Below are 19,104 nucleotides of genomic sequence, written 5' to 3' on the forward strand. Positions count from 1 at the left end.
AAATGACGGATTTTCCATGAGCAATAACAGTACTCCTGACAATCAAACTTCTGAGACTTCAACCGAAGCAAAGCGCATTCTGACTGGTATCAAACCGACTGGTATTCCGCACTTAGGTAACTATGTTGGCGCGATTCGTCCAGCGATTGAGTCTATTCAAAATAGTGATCATGAAGCGTTTTTCTTTTTGGCAGACTACCATGGCATCATCGGCTGCTATGACCCTGCTATCATTCATGAATCGACGAGAGCCATTGCCGCTACGTGGATTGCTTGTGGTCTAGACCCTGAGCGTGTGACGTTCTACCGTCAGTCAGACGTGCCTGAAATTCCAGAACTTGCTTGGATCTTGAACTGCTCATGTGCCAAAGGTTTGATGAACCGTGCCCATGCCTACAAAGCAGCCGTTGATATCAATACAGAAAAAGCCGATGTCGATCCTGATCAAGGTGTCACCATGGGGCTGTTTGGTTACCCAGTGTTAATGGCGGCTGATATCTTGATGTTTAATGCGACCCACGTGCCTGTTGGTCGTGACCAAGTACAGCATATCGAGATGGCGCGTGATATCGCAGGTACTTTTAATCATCGTTATAAGTCGCTTTTCACGTTACCGTCAGCAGTCGTTGATAACGATATACCGCTGCTTACTGGGCTTGATGGCCGCAAAATGAGTAAGAGCTATAGCAATACGATTCCCCTATTCGGTGAGCCAAATCCACAAGTTAGTCCTGAAAAACAAATGCATAAAGCTATCATGAAAATTGTGACTAACTCACAGCTACCTGATGAGCCAAAAGATCCTGATGATTCAGCTATCTTTGAGATTTATAATGCATTTGCGACTGCTGAAGAGATTGCTGATATGCGTGCGCGTTATGCCGCTGGTATTGGCTGGGGTGACGCTAAGCAAGCTCTATTTGACAAGATTAATGACGAAATCGCGCCATACCGTGCACGTTACGAAGAGCTGATGGCCAATCCAAAAGAGCTAGAAGAAATCTTGCAGATGGGTGCGGATAAAGCCCGTCGCCATAGTCGTAAGCAACTAGACAAAGCGCGCCGTGCTATTGGCATCCGTCCACTTGCTAAGCTTAAATAATCGTTGCTGGAATAGTCGTTTCACTGACGCAATTTATTATCAAAGCGGGTGCTAAACGTGCAAACTGAACCAAACATCAAACAGGCGGCTTTATCTAAAGTCGCCTTATCTGCTATGTCTAATTCAATCTCTGAGCCTATAGACAATCAGAGCGAGCTTGATGAATCAGTCAACCATGATATGTCGCTACGTATCTATCAAACGCCTGTGCAGCATTTGCCAGAAGATCTATATGTACCACCGCAAGCCTTTGCTATTTGGTTAGAACAATTTGCTGGTCCATTGGATTTTCTGTTGTATTTGGTCAAAAAGAACAACGTCGATTTGACCCAAATGCCTATTCTGCCTATCACTGAGCAGTACTTAGCTTATATTGGTGAATTGGATACCGAGCACTTTGAATTAGCGGGTGATTATCTGCTGATGGCATCAACGCTCATCGCTATCAAAACCGAACTGCTATTACCTGCCCCTGATATCCCAACCGACGAGCGTGATCCAAAAGCAGAACTGATCGAGCGCCTCGAAGAATACGCGCAAATCAAAGTGGTCAGTCAGCGCTTAGACAATCTAGTACGTCTAGAGCGCGATGTGTTTTTGGCAATGGTTAGTATGCCTGGTCAAGATGTTATGAATGCGGAACTGCCAAGCTACTCACCTAACTTGCTGATTGATAGCTTATTTAAAATGCAACTACAGCCTGACTATCAAATGCATACAATCAAAGTTGATGCAGTACCCCTTGCCGATCGTATTGCCAGTATTAGCAGGCAATTAAGTACGGATGGGGCGCGCTCCTTTTATGAGCTACTGGATAAAGCACAAGGTAAAATAGGCGTGGTCGTGAGTTTCGTCGCCGTACTTGAGCTTATAAAGCGGCAGTTAGTTGGTGTTGTCCATACTGAGGTAGATAGCGATATCGTCAACTCTGCTCTCAATGACGAACCGTCTGATATGGATAGTGAGCCTACCGCACTTACGTTACAGTGGCTTGCCTAGCAGGCTCTAAGACTGTCTCCTAGCCCATTCTCTATCAAAATCACAATATTGAAATAAGAGCATACTTTAGATGGTAGATATTGAAGACCCAAAGCAACATGACGAAACCCAAGAATCAACAGCTATGACTACATCACCATCAGCTGAAGCGCAGCATGATTCTTTGGAAGAGATGAGTAAACGTATCGAAGTGCTGTTGCATGCGTCAGAGGCACCGCTGACAGCTCACTCGTTAAAAAAACATTTGTCATTATCTACTAAAGAATTAAAGCAAACTTTGGAAGTACTCCAACAACGCTTAGATACAGGTGTGCTTAGGCTACATGAGACCGCCAGCGGTTATCGTTTACAGATATCTGATGACTATAGCAGTCTAATTCAGCGTATTTTTCCGCAGCGTCAGGAACGTTTGAGCCAAGCTTTACTTGAAACCCTAAGTGTCATTGCTTATAAACAACCTGTGACACGCAGTGATATCGAGCATGTGCGCGGAGTAACATTATCGAGCAATATACTGCGCCAGTTGTTTGATAAAGGCTGGATTGTGGAGAAAGGCTTTAAAGATACTTTAGGCCGTCCTGCATTGCTTCATACTACTGCGCAGTTTTTAGATGCCTTTGGATTAAGCCATTTAGATGAATTACCACCTATGCCAGATATGGAAACCATACGAGCCATGTCTTAAATTTTCTGCTGAACAAACTATAGTTACTCACATAAAAAAGGACAGACCTCATAGGATCTGTCCTTTTTATTATGTTGCTAATTTTGAACTGATATCAAAACCTAGCAATATCTATGTTAATTACTGATTAATCACATCAACACCCTTTGGCGGTGTAAATTTAAACTGACTACTACCAATACTTGGGTTCATCTTAATACCGCTAAACTTAATAGAGGTTGTCTGTCCCAAAGTATCATTTAATACCATCATGACAGGTTTGCCACCACTAAAGCTTATTGAAAGACTTTTAAAACTTGCACTGTCTGACTTAGGATAGAGCACATAGTAGTTTTTGTTGTCATATGGCTGAGTGATCTTAAAGTTTTGATCAATTTTGCTTGGATCACCTGACAGTAGCAAAGCTGGTGTATTACCTACTTGGCTGTCGACGTTTTGCTTAGTCGCTTGCTCTAAATCCTTGTCATAAACCCACATAGAATTACCATTAGCAACGATCAACTGCTCTGATGGTGACTTGGTTTCCCAGCGGAAGTTATTTGGACGTTGGACACTCATGGAGCCTGTAAACGTACCACTACTCGCGCCTTTGGTCGTTTGGCTAAAATTAGCCGTCATACTCTTGGTATTGGTCAGCAATTTGTTCAAACGTTTGGCAGCTGTTAGATTATCAGCAGGAGCTGCGGTAGCCGTTTGAGTCAATGCCATCATTGGCGCTGCGATACCTAGCGATGTCATTAATACACCTGCTAAAGCACCACTCATCAATTTTTGTTTGGTTGATTTTTTCGTAGATAAGTTCATCATAAATCCTCTCTAAAAAAGCGTAGTCGCTTAAAGATTGTCGCTTTAAAGTTGTTGCTAAAAATAAAATGTTCTATTGAAATTTTTGTTTTCTATAAATACTGATTTTACCAAGCTAAAGCTGGTAACCATCAGCAATGGCAACAGTGTGCCAGTTTTTTTATTACGCGCCTAGTCATGATTTGCAATCTTTACTACGGCTGCCATACACGCTTGTAACCAATACAGTTACACGGTAAAAGTTTGCATTTATAATTATTAGCTACAGTAATTATGCTAATAGTGGCTTTAAAGATATCGCTTAGAATTATTATTAATTTATATCACCCTACAAACGTAAAAAGCCCTTACTACCATAAGGCAGTAAGGGCTTTTTTAATTATCTGATCATTCTATCCAAAGAATAAAACGACCTAAATAGATAATTATGCGTTTTCAACCGTAACATAACGACGGTTAAATTTACCTTTGGTCGCAAACTTTACAACACCGTCATTCAGTGCAAATAAAGTATGGTCACGACCCATGCCAACGCCTTCGCCTGCATGGAATTCTGTACCACGTTGACGAACGATGATGTTACCAGCTGTGATAGCTTGGCCACCAAAGATTTTTACGCCTAGCATTTTTGGGTTTGAATCACGACCGTTACGGCTCGAACCGGCAGCTTTTTTATGTGCCATGAGAAAATCTCCTTGTTAATTTGACTTATCGCTGATGCGATAACTCTTAAGCATTTAGTGCGCTATTTAGCAATAATTGCTAAATGGATAATTAGGCATTAATCGCTTTGATTTTTAACAAGGTGTACCATTGGCGGTGACCTTGTTCTTTGTGATAATGCTTACGACGGTTGTGCTTGATGATACGGATTTTTTCGCCGCGACCATGCTCAACAACTTCAACTTCTACGCTAGCGCCGTCAACAACAGGCTGACCGATTTTGACGTTATCGCCGTCAACAACCATCAACACGTCTTCAAATTTGATTGTTTCGCCTTTTTCTGCTTTTAGTAGTTCAACTTTAAGCAATTCATCGACGACTACACGGTGCTGTTTACCACCAGTTTTGATTACTGCGTACATTGTATGACTCCGTTTAACCCGTGTGCCGTGGCTGATGTTATACCAACGCTTTTACGACGAACACGACAGGGAAAAATTAAAGGCAAGATTTTACGGCTTTTTGCGCATAAAAGCAAGCCGCGCCTCTTGTTTTTGCAAGGTGGTTACACTAATGACCATCTCTCATTTAGCTATAACGGCTGCTCATCAAGGAAAGTCGATAAACGACAATTCAAATATAAACATGAGAAATAGTAAAGATAAGTGATAGATTAAGCCCAACAGCGGCCATTATAACTTATGCAATCAGTTACTTACAGCCTTTTATGAATCATTTATGTGACCAATAAGCTTAAAATGCGCTAGAAGATATATCCTCAAAACATAAGACATTTCTTACAGTTTTTATTCTATTCAATAGGCATAGTAAGCCCTGTATATCATACGCTTGACCTACTTGTGCTATATACTTTAACCAACAATTTAAGTAGATAGCTATGCTATCATAAGCGAAATAATACCTTACCTATAGATAGATAAAGTCAAGGTTATACCAACTCTCTTTACTCTTATTAATATGACTATTTATTATGACTAGTACCTCTTTAAATAATACCCTGCCTGCCTCTCAATCGACGCCTAGCTATGCTGATATTCAAAGTATTGTAGCCAATGACTTTGAGGTAATGGACAAGCAAGTATTTGGCAGTTTGAACTCAAAAGTACAGCTTGTTATGAGCGTCTCGCAACACGTGATCAATGCTGGCGGCAAACGTATGCGTCCGTTGATTACCTTGCTCTGCGCACGTATGTTTGATGATAATCCATCAGAAAAAGCCATGCATCTAGCTGCTATCACTGAAATGCTACATACCGCTACCCTAGTCCATGACGATGTCATCGATGAGTCAGGGCAACGCCGTGGAAAACCGACGGCAAACGCGACGTGGGATAATGCCACTGCTGTGTTGGTCGGTGACTATTTGATTGCTCGCGCCTTTAACCTTTTGGTTGGTTTTCAGAGCTTGCCGTTGTTGCAAGTGTTCTCTGATGGGACTTGTGATATTGCCGAAGGCGAAGTGTTACAGCTACAGCATCAGCATAACCCTGCCGCGACAGAGGAAGATTACTTACGCATTATCGATGGCAAAACTTCACGCCTGTTCATGATGGCGACCCAAGGTGCTGCTATATTACAAGACAAGACAGAATATATGACGGCATTGGGCGATTTCGGACAGCATTTTGGTAATGCGTTCCAAATTATCGATGATGTGCTCGACTATAGTGGCGATAGTGAAGTGATGGGCAAAAACTTAGGCGACGACCTTGCTGAAGGCAAGCCTACCCTACCGACTATCAAAGCACTCGAACTACTCAAAGACAGTGACACTGAAGGCTATGAGCAGTTACGTATCGCTGTTCAGACAGGTAAGACACCAAACGCTGAGCAGCTGATTGAGTTGGTACGTAGTTCTGGCTCATTGGCTTATTGTAAGCAGCGCGCGCTGGAAGAAACCAAACTGGCACAAGACGCACTGAGCACACTACCAGACAACCGTTATCGTACAGGCTTATATCAATTGACTGAACTCGCTAGCGCACGACTAGTATAATTAACGCTGAGTCGTCTGTGTTATTAACTGATTAAGACGACTCTTTTTTTGACAGAATTTTTTAGCATGGCTTTTTAGCAAATTTCTTTAGCAATTGCTGAATGATAAGTCCATAAATTAAGAAGTACCTTCTCAAAAACTAGTGTGTCAGCCAAATCGTTACCTTTCTTTAAGTTTCATACATCCTTGCAGTACTATAATCATATAAGGCTTTTTGACAGTCGGTTAAAGTTTAATGACGTTTGTTAGAGAGATACTGATAGTTATTTTTTATGACTGTAATTAGGGGTTGCTAAAATTGTCGTTTTGTTGACAAAGTCGATTTTCTATCGTTTAAAAACCTTAATTACTATAGGGCTTTAGGTTCATAACAAAAATTTACAATATATTTTGATACTAGGTTGTGCATGGTTCTATTAGCTGTTAATAGAGACGACGCTTACTATGACGGTAATCTATTAATTCGTAAACTGTAATATTACCGCTTTTCGATCCAGCTCGTATTGCAAACTACTTGACTGTGGGGTTACCCCAATAGTTTATAATAACTCATTAAATTTATTAATCCATTCTGTGGTTTGCTTAAACAATTAATGCTAAATAATCCTTTCGATACTTAATCCATATCGATGTCAGATTTTCTATTAGTCATATTTCGCTAACGGAAACATCTGAAACTGGAGTAAATAGCGCCAGCTTAGGCTATTTATGCTCTTTATTTAGCATTAGCAAGACCCTTATATTCAGTACGCCAAACTTATTGATCGATTTTTATACTGTCACTATTTATATATATTGCCGAGGACATTGATGAAGCACTCTTATCTTTCGCTTGTAATAGCATCTGTACTATCTGGAGCTGTACTGGTTGGCTGTGACAAAAACGAGGACGCCGCTGGTGAGCAAGCCGCACAGCAGCAAATGCCGCCTGCGGTTGTCAACGTTCAGACAGTCACTCTCGATACCGTCCCTCAAGTACAAACTTTTTCTGGTCGTACTGCAGCTTATCAAACTGCTGACGTCCGCCCACAGGTCAACGGTGTGATTGACGAAGTACTATTCCGTGAAGGAAGCAACGTCAAAAAAGGTCAGCCACTGTATCGCATCAACACCGACAACTATGCCTCATCTGTAACGAGTGGCCAAGCTGCCGTACAGCAATCACAGGCTAACTATCAGACAGCTTTGGCAAACAATGCAAACGCAAAAGCTGAGTTAGTCAGCCGACAAGCGTCATTGGCTCAAGCGCAAAATGACTTGCAGCGTCTACAAGGCTTGGTCAGTATCAACGCCATCTCACAGCAGCAATATGAGCAAGCACAAACAGCCGTACGTACGGCACAAGCAGCTGTACAAAGTGCCGCCGCCGCTGTCGGTCAAACTCAAGCAGGTATTGAGAGTGCAAAAGCAGGCATCCAGACCGCAAAAGCAGGTTTGGAAGCCAGTACCTTAGATCTAAACCGTACAATCGTACGTGCACCGCTTACTGGTCGTACTGATCGCTCTAGCGTCACTGCTGGTACTCTAGTCAGCGCTGGTCAAGCAGATCCATTGGTGACTATTTCACGCTTAGACCCTATTTACGTTGATATCAGCCAGTCTTCTTCTGAGTTGCTCAAGCTACGTCAGCAAATAGCAGACGGCTCAGCTCAGCCAGGCATGAACTCAGTCGAATTGGTGCTAGAAGATGGTTCTGTTTACCCAGTACGCGGTAAGCTTGCACTGTCGGAAGCCAAAGTTGACGAGTCAACAGGCGCTGTCACTTTGCGTGCTATTTTCCCAAACAGCAATAACATCCTGCTACCAGGTATGTATGTCACGGCACGTTTGACACAGAGTGTTATTACCAATGCAGCTCTTGTTCCGCAAAGTGCGGTCACTCGTACGCCTAAGAGTGAGACGCAAGTCTATATCGTTGACGAAAATAACAAAATCCAAGTACGTCCGGTCACCATTAATGGTACTTACGATGGACAATGGGTCGTTACTGAAGGCTTGAAAGCAGGTGACAAAGTGGTTGTGATTGGCGGTGCTAAGGTCAAGCCTGACCAAGAGGTGGTCGCCAAACCACTAGAAAGTGCAAATCCAGCACCAGCTGCTGCAAAGAATGCGCCTAATACCAAAACGCCGCAGCAAGCCGCAAAAACGATGGATAAAAAGCCAGCTGGCGATGAGACTTCTACCAAAAAACCAACAGAAGCCGCTGCCAACTAATTCCATTCAAGACAGGAAGACTTAGGGATATACTATGTCACGTTTTTTTATTAATCGCCCTATTTTTGCATGGGTGCTGGCTGTTTTGGTCATGCTCATCGGGGTAATATCCGTTATCAATCTACCGATTGAACAATATCCACGTATTGCACCGCCGACTATTTCGGTCAGTGCAAGCTATCCTGGTGCTAATGCGCAAACCGTAGAAAACTCAGTAGTACAGATCATTGAGCAGCGTATGAAAGGCCTCGATGGTCTGATGTATATGTCGTCATCGAGCTCGTCAAATGGTAGTGCTTCAGTGACGCTTACCTTTGAAAACGGCACAGATCCTGACACAGCTCAAGTACAAGTACAGAACAAACTGCAAGCAGCGATGAGCTCCTTGCCTGAGTCTGTTCAGCGTCAAGGTGTCAACGTCAATAAATCGTCTAGCAGCTTTTTGATGGTGCAAGCATTTATTTCTGAAGATGGCACCATGGATCGGGCAGATATTGCCGATTATATTAACTCTAATGTCGTCGATTCGATCAGTCGTGTAGAGGGTGTGGGTGAAGTTCAGGTCTTTGGTTCTACTTATGCGATGCGTGTTTGGTTAGACCCATCACGCCTACGTAGCTACAACATGATACCTTCAGATGTCGTCAATGCGATACGAGCACAGAATGCTCAGGTATCTGCTGGTCAATTGGGTCAAGCACCTGCCGACACAGACAAACAAGTTATCAACGCCACTGTTACTGTACAAAGCTATCTTCAAACGCCTGAAGAATTTAAAAACATTCTACTAAAAACGGACACTTCTGGTGCGCAAGTGCGCTTGGGTGATGTAGCAGATGTCGAAATCGGTAGTGAGAACTATAGCGTTGTCTCTCTCTACAATGGTCAAGAAGCAGCCGGTTTAGGTATTTCACTCGCTGGTGGCGCAAACGCCCTTGAGACTCGTGAAGCCGTCGGCGCACGTATGGCTGAGCTGGAAAAAAACTTCCCAATTGGTCTAGCCTCAGTCGTTCCGTATGACACCACACCATTTGTACGCTTGTCTATCGAACAAGTCGTTATGACCCTCATTGAAGCGATTGTGTTGGTATTTATCGTTATGTTCATTTTCTTACAGAACTGGCGTGCCACCATTATCCCGACCCTTGCCGTACCTGTCGTACTCTTGGGTACCTTTGCAGTGTTGTATATTGCAGGCTTTAGTATCAACGTCTTGACCATGTTTGCCATGGTATTGTCCATCGGTCTGTTGGTCGATGATGCGATCGTCGTCGTAGAGAACGTCGAGCGAATACTAGAAGAAGATCCTCACATCTCTATCAAAGATGCAACTATCCAGTCGATGGGTGAAATCAGTAAAATCGTTATTGGTATTGCGCTTATCTTGTCTGCAGTATTCGTACCGATGGCGTTCTTTGGCGGCTCAACAGGTGTGATTTATCGTCAGTTCTCTATTACGCTGATTACCAGCATGGTGCTCTCTGCCATGGTCGCGCTTGTATTCACCCCTGCCCTATGTGTGACCTTGCTAAAACGTGGCAAAAGTCATGAAAAAGGCAGTACCGAAAAGCAAAAAGGCTTCTTCGGTTGGTTCAACCGCGGCTTCTTCAAACTTAGCCGTTCGTACGAAAACTTTGTCGGCAAAAGTATTCGTTTTAAATGGTTATACATGATTGGCTACGCAGCCATTATCGGTATCATGGCGGTCGTATTCTTACGTATTCCAGGCTCGTTTTTACCAGAAGAAGATCAAGGCATTATGTTTACCTTGGTTCAGCTTCCGGCTGGCTCTACGTTAGATGAGACGCAAGACGTATTGGATAAAGTTAGAAACTATTACGATACCCAAGAAACTGATAATATCGCTTCGGTCTTTACCATTGCAGGCTTTAGTTTTGCAGGTCAAGGTCAGAATATGGGTCTAGCGTTTGTGCGCTTATCAGACTGGGAGGAACGCTCGGGCGATGAAAATACCGCTCAGGCTGTCGCTGGTCGAGCGATGGGGTACTTCTTTACTCAGCTAAACGAAGCACAAGTATTTGCCATCGTACCACCAGCAATTACCGAGCTTGGTAATGCCAGTGGTTTTGACTTAATGATTCAGGACAGTGGCAACCTCGGACATGATGGGCTACTTGAAGCTCGAAATATGCTCTTAGGTATGGCTGCACAGAACGACCAAGTAGCTGGTGTACGTCCTAACGGTCAAGAAGATTCGCCACAACTTAAAGTAAACATCAATCAAGAACAAGCGGCGGCTTATGGCCTGTCACTAAGCAATATCAATAGTGTCATTTCAACAGCGTGGGGCTCAAGCTACGTTAACGACTTTATCGATCGTGGCCGTATCAAACGCGTCTATGTACAAGGTGAAGCCAGCAGCCGTACCAACCCTGATGATATTGGTAAATGGTATGTAAGAAATGACATGAACGATATGATTTCGTTCGATGCATTCTCTAGTAGTGAGTGGCAGTCAGGCTCACCGCGTCTTACTCGTTACAACAGCCTACCGTCCATGAACATCCAAGGTAGCGCCGCACCAGGACTAAGTACTGGTGAAGCAATGAGCTCGATGGAAGCGATGATAGACAAGTTACCTGAAGGTATCAGTTATGAGTGGACAGGCATGTCATTGGAAGAGCAAAAATCAGGTGCCCAAGCGCCGATGCTTTATGCGCTTTCAATCCTAGTTGTATTCTTATGTTTGGCAGCGTTGTATGAGAGCTGGTCTATTCCTGTCTCTGTGCTACTAGTGATTCCACTTGGGGTATTGGGTGCAGTGATATTTACCTGGCTACGTGGTTTTGCCAATGATATCTACTTGCAAGTTGGTCTACTGACTGTCGTTGGTCTATCCGCCAAAAACGCCATTTTGATTATCGAGTTTGCAAAAGAACACCAAGAGGAAGGTTACAGTCTCAGAGAGGCCGTCATGACCGCAGCACGCCAACGTTTGCGTCCGATTGTCATGACCTCACTTGCCTTTGGTTTGGGTGTTGTGCCATTATTCTTGGCGAATGGGCCAGGTTCAGGCAGTCAAAACGCTATTGGTACTAGTGTTGTTGGTGGGGTAATCACAGCAACCCTCTTAGGTATCTTCTTTATCCCAATGTTCTATATCTGGGTGCGTAGTGCGTTCCCGCATAAATATGAGAACAATACACCCAATGATAAAGATGGTGGCAATGGTACGCCTAACTCGCATAACCCAACACCTTCTGAGAGTTATCAGCCTGCAAGTCTTGGAGACAATACACAATGAGTGCTCAAAAAACATCTATCATCAACTCATCATCGGTAGCTATTACAGCTATCGATGCGCAGCCAGCACTATCTCGTTTGCGCAAAAACAGTGGCCGCCTGTTAGGGCTGACTGCATTGGCAATCAGCATGGCCGCTTGTAACACCATTCCAAAAGCGGATATGCGTCCTGTGCTAGCAGAGCCGAATATCCCTATGCAGGAATCTTACGGTGCATTTGATAAAGAGACTGTCAGTAGTGCTGACCAAGCAAGCATTGCCAGTCAGCGCTGGCAGAATTTTTATAGCGATGAGCGTCTAAAAGGTCTGATTGCTCTCGGTCTTGCAAACAATAAAGACTTTGAGAGTGCGCGCCTAGCGATTGAAAAAGCACGTGCACAGTATCAGATTACCGATATTAACGACTTACCAGCTATCAACGGCAGTGCTGGTTATACTCGCTCAGCACAGAATCGTACTGATCGAAACGCTAGTAGTAGCTACAGTGTCAACTTGGGTCTTGCCAATTACGAGCTCGACTTTTGGGGTAAAATCTCAAGCTTAAAAGATCAAGCATTGCAGAACTTTTTGGCGACTACGGCGGCCAAAGATGCGACCCAAATCAGCTTGATTAGTAATATTGCCCAAAGCTACGCCAATCTAAGCTACAGCTTAGCGCAGTTAAAACTGGCTGAAGCCACAGTCGAGAGTCGTGAGCGTTCGCTATTTATCGCGGATAAACGTTTTGAAGCAGGTATTGATGCAAAACTGCCTTCATTGCAGGCTGCTGCCTCTCTTGAAAGTGCTAAGCTTGCCGTATTACGTGCACAGACCAGCGTTCTTCAATCACGCAATGCATTGCAGTACTTGGTTGGTGGCGCGATTCCAAACGAGCTTATCCCAACACCTGCCGTCAGTAATATCACTAGCCAGCAGATATTCAATGCTGGTCTACCAAGTGAATTACTACGCTATCGCCCTGATGTACTACAGGCAGAATACAACCTAAAAGCTGCTGGTGCGAATATCGAAGTGGCCCGTGCCTCTTACTTCCCATCTATTAGCTTAACCAGTAGTGTGGGTGTCAGTAGCGGCAGCTTAAATGACTTGTTCAAAAATGGTGCCGTTGGCTGGTCGTTTGGACCTAGCGTGAGCGTCCCTATCTTTGATGCAGGCCGTTTAGATGCCAACTATGATGTGGCTCAAATCGAACGTGAGCAAACGCTTGCTAGTTATGAGAGCTCTATTCAAACGGCATTCCGCGAAGTGTCAGATGTACTTGCCACGCGTGCGACGCTCGGTGAGCAGTTAGAGGCGCAGTATCGTCTGCAGGATAATTTTGAACAGACATATCAGATAGCAGATGCACGCTTTAAAGCAGGTCTGGACAATTACTTAGACGTACTTGACGCTCAGCGTTCACTGTTCTCTACTCAGCAAGGTATCCTAGATTTAGAGCTACAGAAAATCGTTAGCCAGATTGAGTTGTACCAAGCGCTTGGTGGCGGAGCGAATCTTGATGTACCGACCGTCATACCTGTACCGCAGCACACTAACTTGGCGCAGATTGTCACTGGAACTGCTACTAGTGCAAAAACCAAAGCGACAAACGCCATCAAAGCAGCTGGTTCAGCGCGTGTGACTACACCGCAAGAAGCTGTCGCCATCAAGCAGTCGCAAGCGGTAGAAACGACTACTTTCAAACCGACTGCTATCGTCGATGTGAATGATGATGGTAAAAAGGATGCCGCTGTCGGCGTGGTCACTGAAGAGACTCGCTTCAATAACAATAGTGTTGAGCAAGTTCCTGTGACCCAGATTGTTGAGCCTTAAATGACCCAGCCTTGATCTGATGACGCAGCTCTATCATCACATTGACAGTCGATACGTACTATCAGCCCTACCGACTTAACGTGGTGGGGATTTTTGCTTTTATTAACGTCTTTTGGTTATAGTAGGCTCACTTTATGCAAGCTCTCTTTATATACAGCCACTTATAAAGCACAGATTTTGATAAGCTAATTCTATAAAATACCGCTTATAGCGATATTATTTTAACCATGTAATATGATAACTATTAGGGCGTGTCCTCAATTCAATTGATCATATCTAAACGGGCTATAAATGGCTAAATTTTGCCAAACATCGTTAAATAGCTGGTTAATATCCCGATATTATCTGCGCTATTTTCCTTGTTTGACTGCAATTTATCTCATTTTTATCACCATTTTTAAAATGAGAACACGCCCTAAAACAATCATAAGGAATTATTATGAGCTATACCTTTAACCGTCAATACCCTGCCACTCGCTTACGTCGCCTGCGCTATAACGACAATGTACGTTCAATGATTCGTGAGGTGGAGCTGCATCCTAAGCACTTTATTGCCCCTGTCTTTGTATTAGAAGGCGAAAACCAGCGCGAAACCATCGCTAGTATGCCGGGCGTTGAACGCTTATCGATTGATTTGCTAATCAACTATGCCAAAGAGTTATTAGCAGAAGGTGTCACAACCATCGACCTTTTCCCTGTGATCGATAACGCTTTGAAAACACCAGACGGTAGCGCCGCTTATGACGAAAACGCCCTGACTGCACGTACGATAAAAGCGGTCAAAGACGCTGTGCCAGAGATGGTCGTCATGACTGATGTAGCGCTAGACCCTTATACCTCACATGGTCAAGATGGTCTACTTGATGACAGCGGTTACGTCATCAATGATGCAACCATCGAAGTATTGGTCAAGCAGGCGCTGGTACATGCGCGTGCCGGTGCAGATATCATCTCTCCTAGTGATATGATGGATGGCCGTATCAAGGCCATGCGTGATGCTTTTGAAGCAGAAGGTTTTGTGAATACGGCTATTATGGCCTACTCAGCCAAATATGCGTCTGCCTACTACGGTCCATTCCGTGATGCCGTTGGCAGTACTGGCAACTTGAAAGGTGGCCATAAGAAACAGTATCAGATGGACTTTGGCAATCGTGCTGAGGCGCTACATGAAGTGGCTATGGATATCAATGAAGGCGCGGATATGGTCATGATCAAACCAGGTCAGCCTTATCTTGATTTGATTCGTGAAGTCAAAGATACCTTTGGCGTACCCACCTTTGCGTATCAAGTATCTGGCGAATATGCCATGCATATGGCAGCCATTCAAAACGGCTGGTTAAGTGATGCAGTGATTTTAGAATCTTTGATTGGCTTCCGCCGTGCTGGTGCTGATGGTATCTTGACCTACTTTGCTCTAGAAGCGGCCCGCCAGCTAAACAATGCCTAATAGTAGTTAAACTACCTTTTATAATGTAAAAGCCCCAGCTACCTATTAGTAGCTGGGGCTTTTTTATGCGGTTACTCTATTAAAATAAAACTATAGACGTGCACGATCATGTGGCTCATTAAAATCAATCGCTGGGCCAGCAGGGACAATACATGTGGGATTAATATTGGCATGACTGGTGTAATAATGCTGCTTGATATGATTCATATTTACTGTCTCTGAGATACCAGGTACCTGATATAAATCACGCAGATAGCCCCAAAGATTTGGATAGTCAACGATACGACGCAGATTGCATTTAAAGTGCCCAACATAAACAGCATCAAAACGAACCAACGTCGTAAATAGTCGCCAATCTGCTTCAGTTATGGTGCTACCTGTTAGATAACGCTGATGTGCTAAGCGCGTCTCAAGTGTATCTAATGCCGCAAATAGCTCAATCACAGCCTCTTCGTAAGCCTCTTGTGTGGTAGAGAATCCTGTCTTATACACGCCATTGTTGATAGTTGAATAGACAAAGGTATTGATATCATCAATTTCTTGTAATAACTCTGCTGGCACAAAATTACCTGCTAGTGCCCCAACCTCATCAAAGGCAGAGTTAAACATACGAATAATTTCAGATGATTCATTACTCACGATTGTGTTTGTTTTTTTATCCCACAAGATAGGTACGGTGACACGGCCTGTATAGTCTGGCTTGGCCTTGGTATACAGCTCATAGGCATAGTCTGCATTGATAACTGGATCAGCAACGACGCCTGCACCTTCTGCAAACGTCCAACCATACTCACCCATATATGGATGTACTACAGACAACGGAATGATGTCTTCTAAGCCTTTAAGCTTGCGGTAAATAAGGGTACGGTGTGCCCAAGGACAGGCTAGCGACACGTATAGATGATAGCGGTCAGGTTCGGCTTTAAAGCCCTCAATACCTGTTGGCCCTGCACTACCATCTACCGTTACCCAGTTTCTAAAACCAGCATCCTCACGCTGGAAACGGCCACCACTCTCTTTTGTCTCGTACCACTTGTCTTGCCACTGCCCGTCTACCAAGAGACCCATGTTATTCTCCAACTGTTTTTAATATTTGTTTAACGTTTACTAAGCATGATTAACTTTAAGTCATTATCATCATGATGATCGCATTATTTAGAAAGACATCATACCAGTTATAAGGGTCTAATCATTAGCATCACCACTTTTATTAACAATAAAAACTAAACTTACTAAATTTAATATTTAGTTAAATTATACAAAAACACTTTTTAATCACTAATATAATGCTGAATACCAAATATTATGATAATAAAAGAGTTTTATGCTAAAAAAGACTTGCAAAGTCTGAGAAACTTGCTAAAATGCTCAACCTAAATAGGCGTATAGCTCAGTTGGTTAGAGCGCTACCTTGACATGGTAGAGGTCAGCAGTTCGAGTCTGCTTATGCCTACCAAATTTAGAAAGCTCCAGTTTAACGACTGGGGCTTTTTTTTGTCCGTAAAATATAGGCTGTAGCGGAAAATCTATATTGGTATCCAGTTAAAATCACTATTATTTAATCAACTTTAAATGATTCAAAAACGCGACGGTGACCAAATGGTGACCAAAACGTGACCGACCCTTAAAAACCATTAAAATTAAAATCTTCTTTTTGACCTCTACTTCAAATTCTAAGCTAGAACCTATTTTTTAGTGTTTTTCTCTTTATCCTCTTTTACATATTCAAAAATATCTCCTACCTCTACTTCTAAATACTCACAAAGCTTATCTATAGTATCGAAATCAATTCTAGATGATTGATCGTTGTATATCTTATGCAACGTCGTTTTGCTTACCCCTGTTGCTCGTACGGCATCCGCTACTTTAAGCCTTCTTTCAGCTAACAAAGTTGGGAGATGATTAACTATCATACTATAAACTCCAATTATAATTATAAAAAGTACTTGCATAGTTATAAATTTATGGTAAATTACAACCATGGTATCTAAAAGTACCATTATAGTTAAACTTTATATAAGGAACATATTATGTCACATACCTACCTAACTACCCAAGAGCTTTCTGAGCTCATCAAATACAACCCTCGTACTATCCGCAATGAACTCAAGGATAGTGTACTTATTGAGGGCATTCATTATATACGCCCGTTCGGTGGTCGTAAGATTTTGTACATTTGGGAAGAGATTGAAAAAGATATGCGCACTGGCATCGCCGGTAGCATCAATGCCATGGCACTACAATAAGGAGAAATAGTATGGCTAGCATCAGAAGTAGATACGGTAAGCTCGTTGTCGATTTTTATTATATGGGTATACGCTGTCGGGAGACGACAAACTTAACGGACACGCCAGCGAATCGCAAGAAGCTTGAGAAAGTGATTGAGAAAATGGAAGCAGAAATCACCCTAGGTCTCTTCAACTACGCTAAGTACTTTCCAAAAAGTGACAAAGCGGCAGAAATGGTAGCGTTGAACGATCGCAAGGAATGCATCAACACTAATACGCCTTCTTTTGAGCAGTTTGCAAAATTATGGTTTCTTGAAAAAGAAATTGAATGGCGCGATACCTATAAGCGCAAAATAAAGGAGATTATTGATATGTATTTGATTGTTAAGTTTGGGACTAAGCCCATTCATCTCATAAAAAAGACAGATGTATTAGCCTTCCGTTCATCCCTCGCCAAAGTGACTTACGGAAAAGCTAACAAACATCTGTCAGCGGCACGCATTAATTCGATTATGGTACCTTTGGGTATGATACTAAAGGAAGCGGCTAAACGCTACAAGTTTGATAATCCATATGATGATATTAAGTCTCTCAAGGAGCCTAAGACCGATATCCAGCCCTTTACGCTGGAGGAGGTTTGGAAGTTTATTAACGGTGTGAGAGCAGACTACCGTAACTATTACTTGGTACGTTTTTTTACTGGTATGCGTACCAGTGAGATTGATGGACTGATATGGGAGAACATTGATTTTGATCGTCGTGAGATTGTAATCAAGCAGGCTTTGGTTAAGGGCAAGATTGTGCCGCCTAAGACGCAAGAGTCTTATCGAGCGATTCAAATGTCACCTTGGGTTTATGATGCTCTATTAGAGCAACAAGCCATAACTTATGAGCGCTCTGACTATGTATTTTGCGCGCATACAGGTGAACCACTTGACTATAACAACGTGAATAAGCGTGTTTGGCACCCTACTCTTAAGATTTTGGGTCTGAAGAAGCGTAATGCCTATCAGAGCCGTCATACCGCAGCGACGTTATGGTTAGCTGCTGGCGAAAGTCCTGAGTGGATAGCCAGCCAAATGGGACACTCTACGACTAAGATGCTGTTCAACACTTATAGCCGCTATGTACCGAATATGACTAGGCAGGATGGTAGTGCATTTGAAGCATTGGTCAATCGCAGTCAGATTGCTCAGGTATCTACGGACAAGGAGACGTCACAATGAAAATCATTGATTACGATAAACTGCATGCGACGTTTAAACCTAGTGGTTATGTCAGTGACGATGCTAATGACATTGCTAATACTTTGATTTGTGAACTCTGTATTCAATCAGGTATTGGTTTGGCTCGGTTCTTAAATGTTGATAGTTGCTTCGATAATCATATGGCAATGCGGGTATGGGTACAGAAGCGCTTAGATGCCAATCCTGACTATGTACTTGATGAGATGCGTGGTCAGCTGAAGAGTGAGCTTTACGAGCTACTACCACACACTGGCTATGGGTACTAAGGAGGATATTATGAGCTTAAGACTTGAGCCTAATATAACGCAGAACTCACGGGATCTGAAAATCTGTAGCGATTACTGGGCATACGATAATGAATGTGGCTTCATTGAGCATGTAGAAGGGGTTTGTCAGAAGTATGACATCAGTCCTCATATTATGTTTGTTACGGTAGGCCAGTGTTTTGCTTATCTAGATGATGTACTTTGCGAGTACTGTGGTTATGTTTGCCCTTTAGAGGTGCCAGCAGACATTTCTTATATGCGTGCAAAACATAGTTGGTGTTGTGAAGTATGTGAGCACGCTGTGTGGCGTGAGCATAACAACCGATAAATTTTTTTAAACATTCAAAGCCAAACA

General features: G+C 43.1%; 17 protein-coding genes and 1 tRNA gene. 13 read left to right on the plus strand and 5 right to left on the minus strand.

The window, feature by feature from the left end:
* Window positions 1-16: 16 nt before the first annotated feature.
* From JMX63_RS04730 to scpB, 3 genes are all read left to right on the plus strand, one after another.
* On the plus strand, window positions 17-1,102 hold the full coding sequence (locus JMX63_RS04730; RefSeq protein ID WP_201571269.1) for a tryptophan--tRNA ligase: 1,086 nt from the start codon (window positions 17-19) through the stop codon (window positions 1,100-1,102).
* A 180-nt stretch (window positions 1,103-1,282) separates the two neighbouring features.
* On the plus strand, window positions 1,283-2,101 hold the full coding sequence (locus tag JMX63_RS04735; RefSeq protein ID WP_227673242.1) for a segregation and condensation protein A: 819 nt from the start codon (window positions 1,283-1,285) through the stop codon (window positions 2,099-2,101).
* A 124-nt stretch (window positions 2,102-2,225) separates the two neighbouring features.
* Complete coding sequence (gene scpB, locus JMX63_RS04740; protein WP_201571332.1) at window positions 2,226-2,786, plus strand: SMC-Scp complex subunit ScpB; 561 nt, start codon at window positions 2,226-2,228, stop codon at window positions 2,784-2,786.
* 120 nt (window positions 2,787-2,906) lie between these two features.
* On the opposite strand, the gene lolA is transcribed toward scpB, so the two are convergent.
* The 3 genes from lolA to rplU form a co-directional block, all read right to left on the minus strand.
* Window positions 2,907-3,590, minus strand: a complete 684-nt coding sequence (lolA, locus tag JMX63_RS04745) for an outer membrane lipoprotein chaperone LolA (protein WP_201571333.1) — start codon at window positions 3,588-3,590, stop codon at window positions 2,907-2,909.
* A 425-nt stretch (window positions 3,591-4,015) separates the two neighbouring features.
* Window positions 4,016-4,273: a 50S ribosomal protein L27 gene (gene rpmA / locus JMX63_RS04750; protein WP_021813611.1), complete on the minus strand. Its 258-nt coding sequence runs from the start codon at window positions 4,271-4,273 to the stop codon at window positions 4,016-4,018.
* A gap of 91 nt (window positions 4,274-4,364) precedes the next feature.
* Entirely contained in the window at window positions 4,365-4,676 is a 312-nt protein-coding gene (rplU, locus tag JMX63_RS04755) for a 50S ribosomal protein L21 (RefSeq protein ID WP_057761012.1), read from the minus strand.
* A 569-nt stretch (window positions 4,677-5,245) separates the two neighbouring features.
* Between rplU and JMX63_RS04760 the strand changes: the two genes are divergently transcribed.
* The 5 genes from JMX63_RS04760 (at window position 5,246) to hemB (ending at window position 15,008) form a co-directional block, all read left to right on the plus strand.
* Window positions 5,246-6,271 (plus strand): polyprenyl synthetase family protein, encoded by a 1,026-nt coding sequence (locus JMX63_RS04760; RefSeq protein ID WP_201571270.1) that lies wholly within the window; start codon window positions 5,246-5,248, stop codon window positions 6,269-6,271.
* Between the two features lie 810 nt (window positions 6,272-7,081).
* The gene (locus tag JMX63_RS04765) at window positions 7,082-8,485 is read left to right on the plus strand and encodes an efflux RND transporter periplasmic adaptor subunit (RefSeq protein WP_201571271.1); all 1,404 of its coding nucleotides are present in this window, start codon (window positions 7,082-7,084) and stop codon (window positions 8,483-8,485) included.
* Window positions 8,486-8,519: 34 nt separating this feature from the next.
* Window positions 8,520-11,750 carry an efflux RND transporter permease subunit gene (locus tag JMX63_RS04770; RefSeq protein ID WP_102093753.1) on the plus strand — a complete coding sequence of 1,077 codons (3,231 nt, stop codon included), beginning with the start codon at window positions 8,520-8,522 and terminating at the stop codon, window positions 11,748-11,750.
* Window positions 11,747-13,561, plus strand: a complete 1,815-nt coding sequence (locus JMX63_RS04775; RefSeq protein ID WP_201571273.1) for an efflux transporter outer membrane subunit — start codon at window positions 11,747-11,749, stop codon at window positions 13,559-13,561. The genes JMX63_RS04770 and JMX63_RS04775 overlap by 4 nt, the downstream gene beginning before the upstream one ends.
* Window positions 13,562-14,000: 439 nt before the next feature.
* Window positions 14,001-15,008 carry a porphobilinogen synthase gene (hemB, locus tag JMX63_RS04780; protein WP_102093756.1) on the plus strand — a complete coding sequence of 336 codons (1,008 nt, stop codon included), beginning with the start codon at window positions 14,001-14,003 and terminating at the stop codon, window positions 15,006-15,008.
* A gap of 90 nt (window positions 15,009-15,098) precedes the next feature.
* Here the strand turns inward: hemB and JMX63_RS04785 are convergent, their stop codons facing one another.
* Entirely contained in the window at window positions 15,099-16,076 is a 978-nt protein-coding gene (locus JMX63_RS04785) for a glutathione S-transferase family protein (RefSeq protein ID WP_201571274.1), read from the minus strand.
* A 311-nt stretch (window positions 16,077-16,387) separates the two neighbouring features.
* Here JMX63_RS04785 and JMX63_RS04790 point away from each other — a divergent pair.
* Window positions 16,388-16,464: transfer RNA gene (locus JMX63_RS04790), tRNA-Val, on the plus strand.
* Window positions 16,465-16,693: 229 nt separating this feature from the next.
* Here JMX63_RS04790 and JMX63_RS04795 read toward each other — a convergent pair.
* Entirely contained in the window at window positions 16,694-16,921 is a 228-nt protein-coding gene (locus JMX63_RS04795) for a helix-turn-helix domain-containing protein (RefSeq protein WP_102093774.1), read from the minus strand.
* A 117-nt stretch (window positions 16,922-17,038) separates the two neighbouring features.
* Here JMX63_RS04795 and JMX63_RS04800 point away from each other — a divergent pair, with 117 nt between their 5' ends.
* The 4 genes from JMX63_RS04800 to JMX63_RS04815 are packed head-to-tail and all read left to right on the plus strand — an operon-like array spanning window position 17,039 to window position 19,077.
* Window positions 17,039-17,254: a hypothetical protein gene (locus JMX63_RS04800; RefSeq protein WP_045447035.1), complete on the plus strand. Its 216-nt coding sequence runs from the start codon at window positions 17,039-17,041 to the stop codon at window positions 17,252-17,254.
* An 11-nt stretch (window positions 17,255-17,265) separates the two neighbouring features.
* Window positions 17,266-18,462 carry a site-specific integrase gene (locus tag JMX63_RS04805; RefSeq protein ID WP_102093760.1) on the plus strand — a complete coding sequence of 399 codons (1,197 nt, stop codon included), beginning with the start codon at window positions 17,266-17,268 and terminating at the stop codon, window positions 18,460-18,462.
* On the plus strand, window positions 18,459-18,749 hold the full coding sequence (locus tag JMX63_RS04810) for a hypothetical protein (protein WP_102093761.1): 291 nt from the start codon (window positions 18,459-18,461) through the stop codon (window positions 18,747-18,749). The genes JMX63_RS04805 and JMX63_RS04810 overlap by 4 nt, the downstream gene beginning before the upstream one ends.
* Window positions 18,750-18,759: 10 nt before the next feature.
* Window positions 18,760-19,077 (plus strand): hypothetical protein, encoded by a 318-nt coding sequence (locus JMX63_RS04815; RefSeq protein ID WP_101211223.1) that lies wholly within the window; start codon window positions 18,760-18,762, stop codon window positions 19,075-19,077.
* Window positions 19,078-19,104: the final 27 nt, after the last annotated feature.

The sequence above is a fragment of the Psychrobacter nivimaris genome (assembly GCF_904846365.1).
GTDB lineage: Bacteria > Pseudomonadota > Gammaproteobacteria > Pseudomonadales > Moraxellaceae > Psychrobacter > Psychrobacter nivimaris_B.

Bases quoted from the DNA above. Each gene is read 5' to 3' on its own strand.
- JMX63_RS04730 (WP_201571269.1), top strand. From the start codon at position 17: ATGAGCAATAACAGTACTCCTGACAATCAAACTTCTGAGACTTCAACC.
- JMX63_RS04735 (WP_227673242.1), top strand. From the start codon at position 1,283: ATGTCGCTACGTATCTATCAAACGCCTGTGCAGCATTTGCCAGAAGAT.
- scpB (WP_201571332.1), top strand. From the start codon at position 2,226: ATGACTACATCACCATCAGCTGAAGCGCAGCATGATTCTTTGGAAGAG.
- lolA (WP_201571333.1), bottom strand. From the start codon at position 3,590: ATGAACTTATCTACGAAAAAATCAACCAAACAAAAATTGATGAGTGGT.
- rpmA (WP_021813611.1), bottom strand. From the start codon at position 4,273: ATGGCACATAAAAAAGCTGCCGGTTCGAGCCGTAACGGTCGTGATTCA.
- rplU (WP_057761012.1), bottom strand. From the start codon at position 4,676: ATGTACGCAGTAATCAAAACTGGTGGTAAACAGCACCGTGTAGTCGTC.
- JMX63_RS04760 (WP_201571270.1), top strand. From the start codon at position 5,246: ATGACTAGTACCTCTTTAAATAATACCCTGCCTGCCTCTCAATCGACG.
- JMX63_RS04765 (WP_201571271.1), top strand. From the start codon at position 7,082: ATGAAGCACTCTTATCTTTCGCTTGTAATAGCATCTGTACTATCTGGA.
- JMX63_RS04770 (WP_102093753.1), top strand. From the start codon at position 8,520: ATGTCACGTTTTTTTATTAATCGCCCTATTTTTGCATGGGTGCTGGCT.
- JMX63_RS04775 (WP_201571273.1), top strand. From the start codon at position 11,747: ATGAGTGCTCAAAAAACATCTATCATCAACTCATCATCGGTAGCTATT.
- hemB (WP_102093756.1), top strand. From the start codon at position 14,001: ATGAGCTATACCTTTAACCGTCAATACCCTGCCACTCGCTTACGTCGC.
- JMX63_RS04785 (WP_201571274.1), bottom strand. From the start codon at position 16,076: ATGGGTCTCTTGGTAGACGGGCAGTGGCAAGACAAGTGGTACGAGACA.
- JMX63_RS04795 (WP_102093774.1), bottom strand. From the start codon at position 16,921: ATGATAGTTAATCATCTCCCAACTTTGTTAGCTGAAAGAAGGCTTAAA.
- JMX63_RS04800 (WP_045447035.1), top strand. From the start codon at position 17,039: ATGTCACATACCTACCTAACTACCCAAGAGCTTTCTGAGCTCATCAAA.
- JMX63_RS04805 (WP_102093760.1), top strand. From the start codon at position 17,266: ATGGCTAGCATCAGAAGTAGATACGGTAAGCTCGTTGTCGATTTTTAT.
- JMX63_RS04810 (WP_102093761.1), top strand. From the start codon at position 18,459: ATGAAAATCATTGATTACGATAAACTGCATGCGACGTTTAAACCTAGT.
- JMX63_RS04815 (WP_101211223.1), top strand. From the start codon at position 18,760: ATGAGCTTAAGACTTGAGCCTAATATAACGCAGAACTCACGGGATCTG.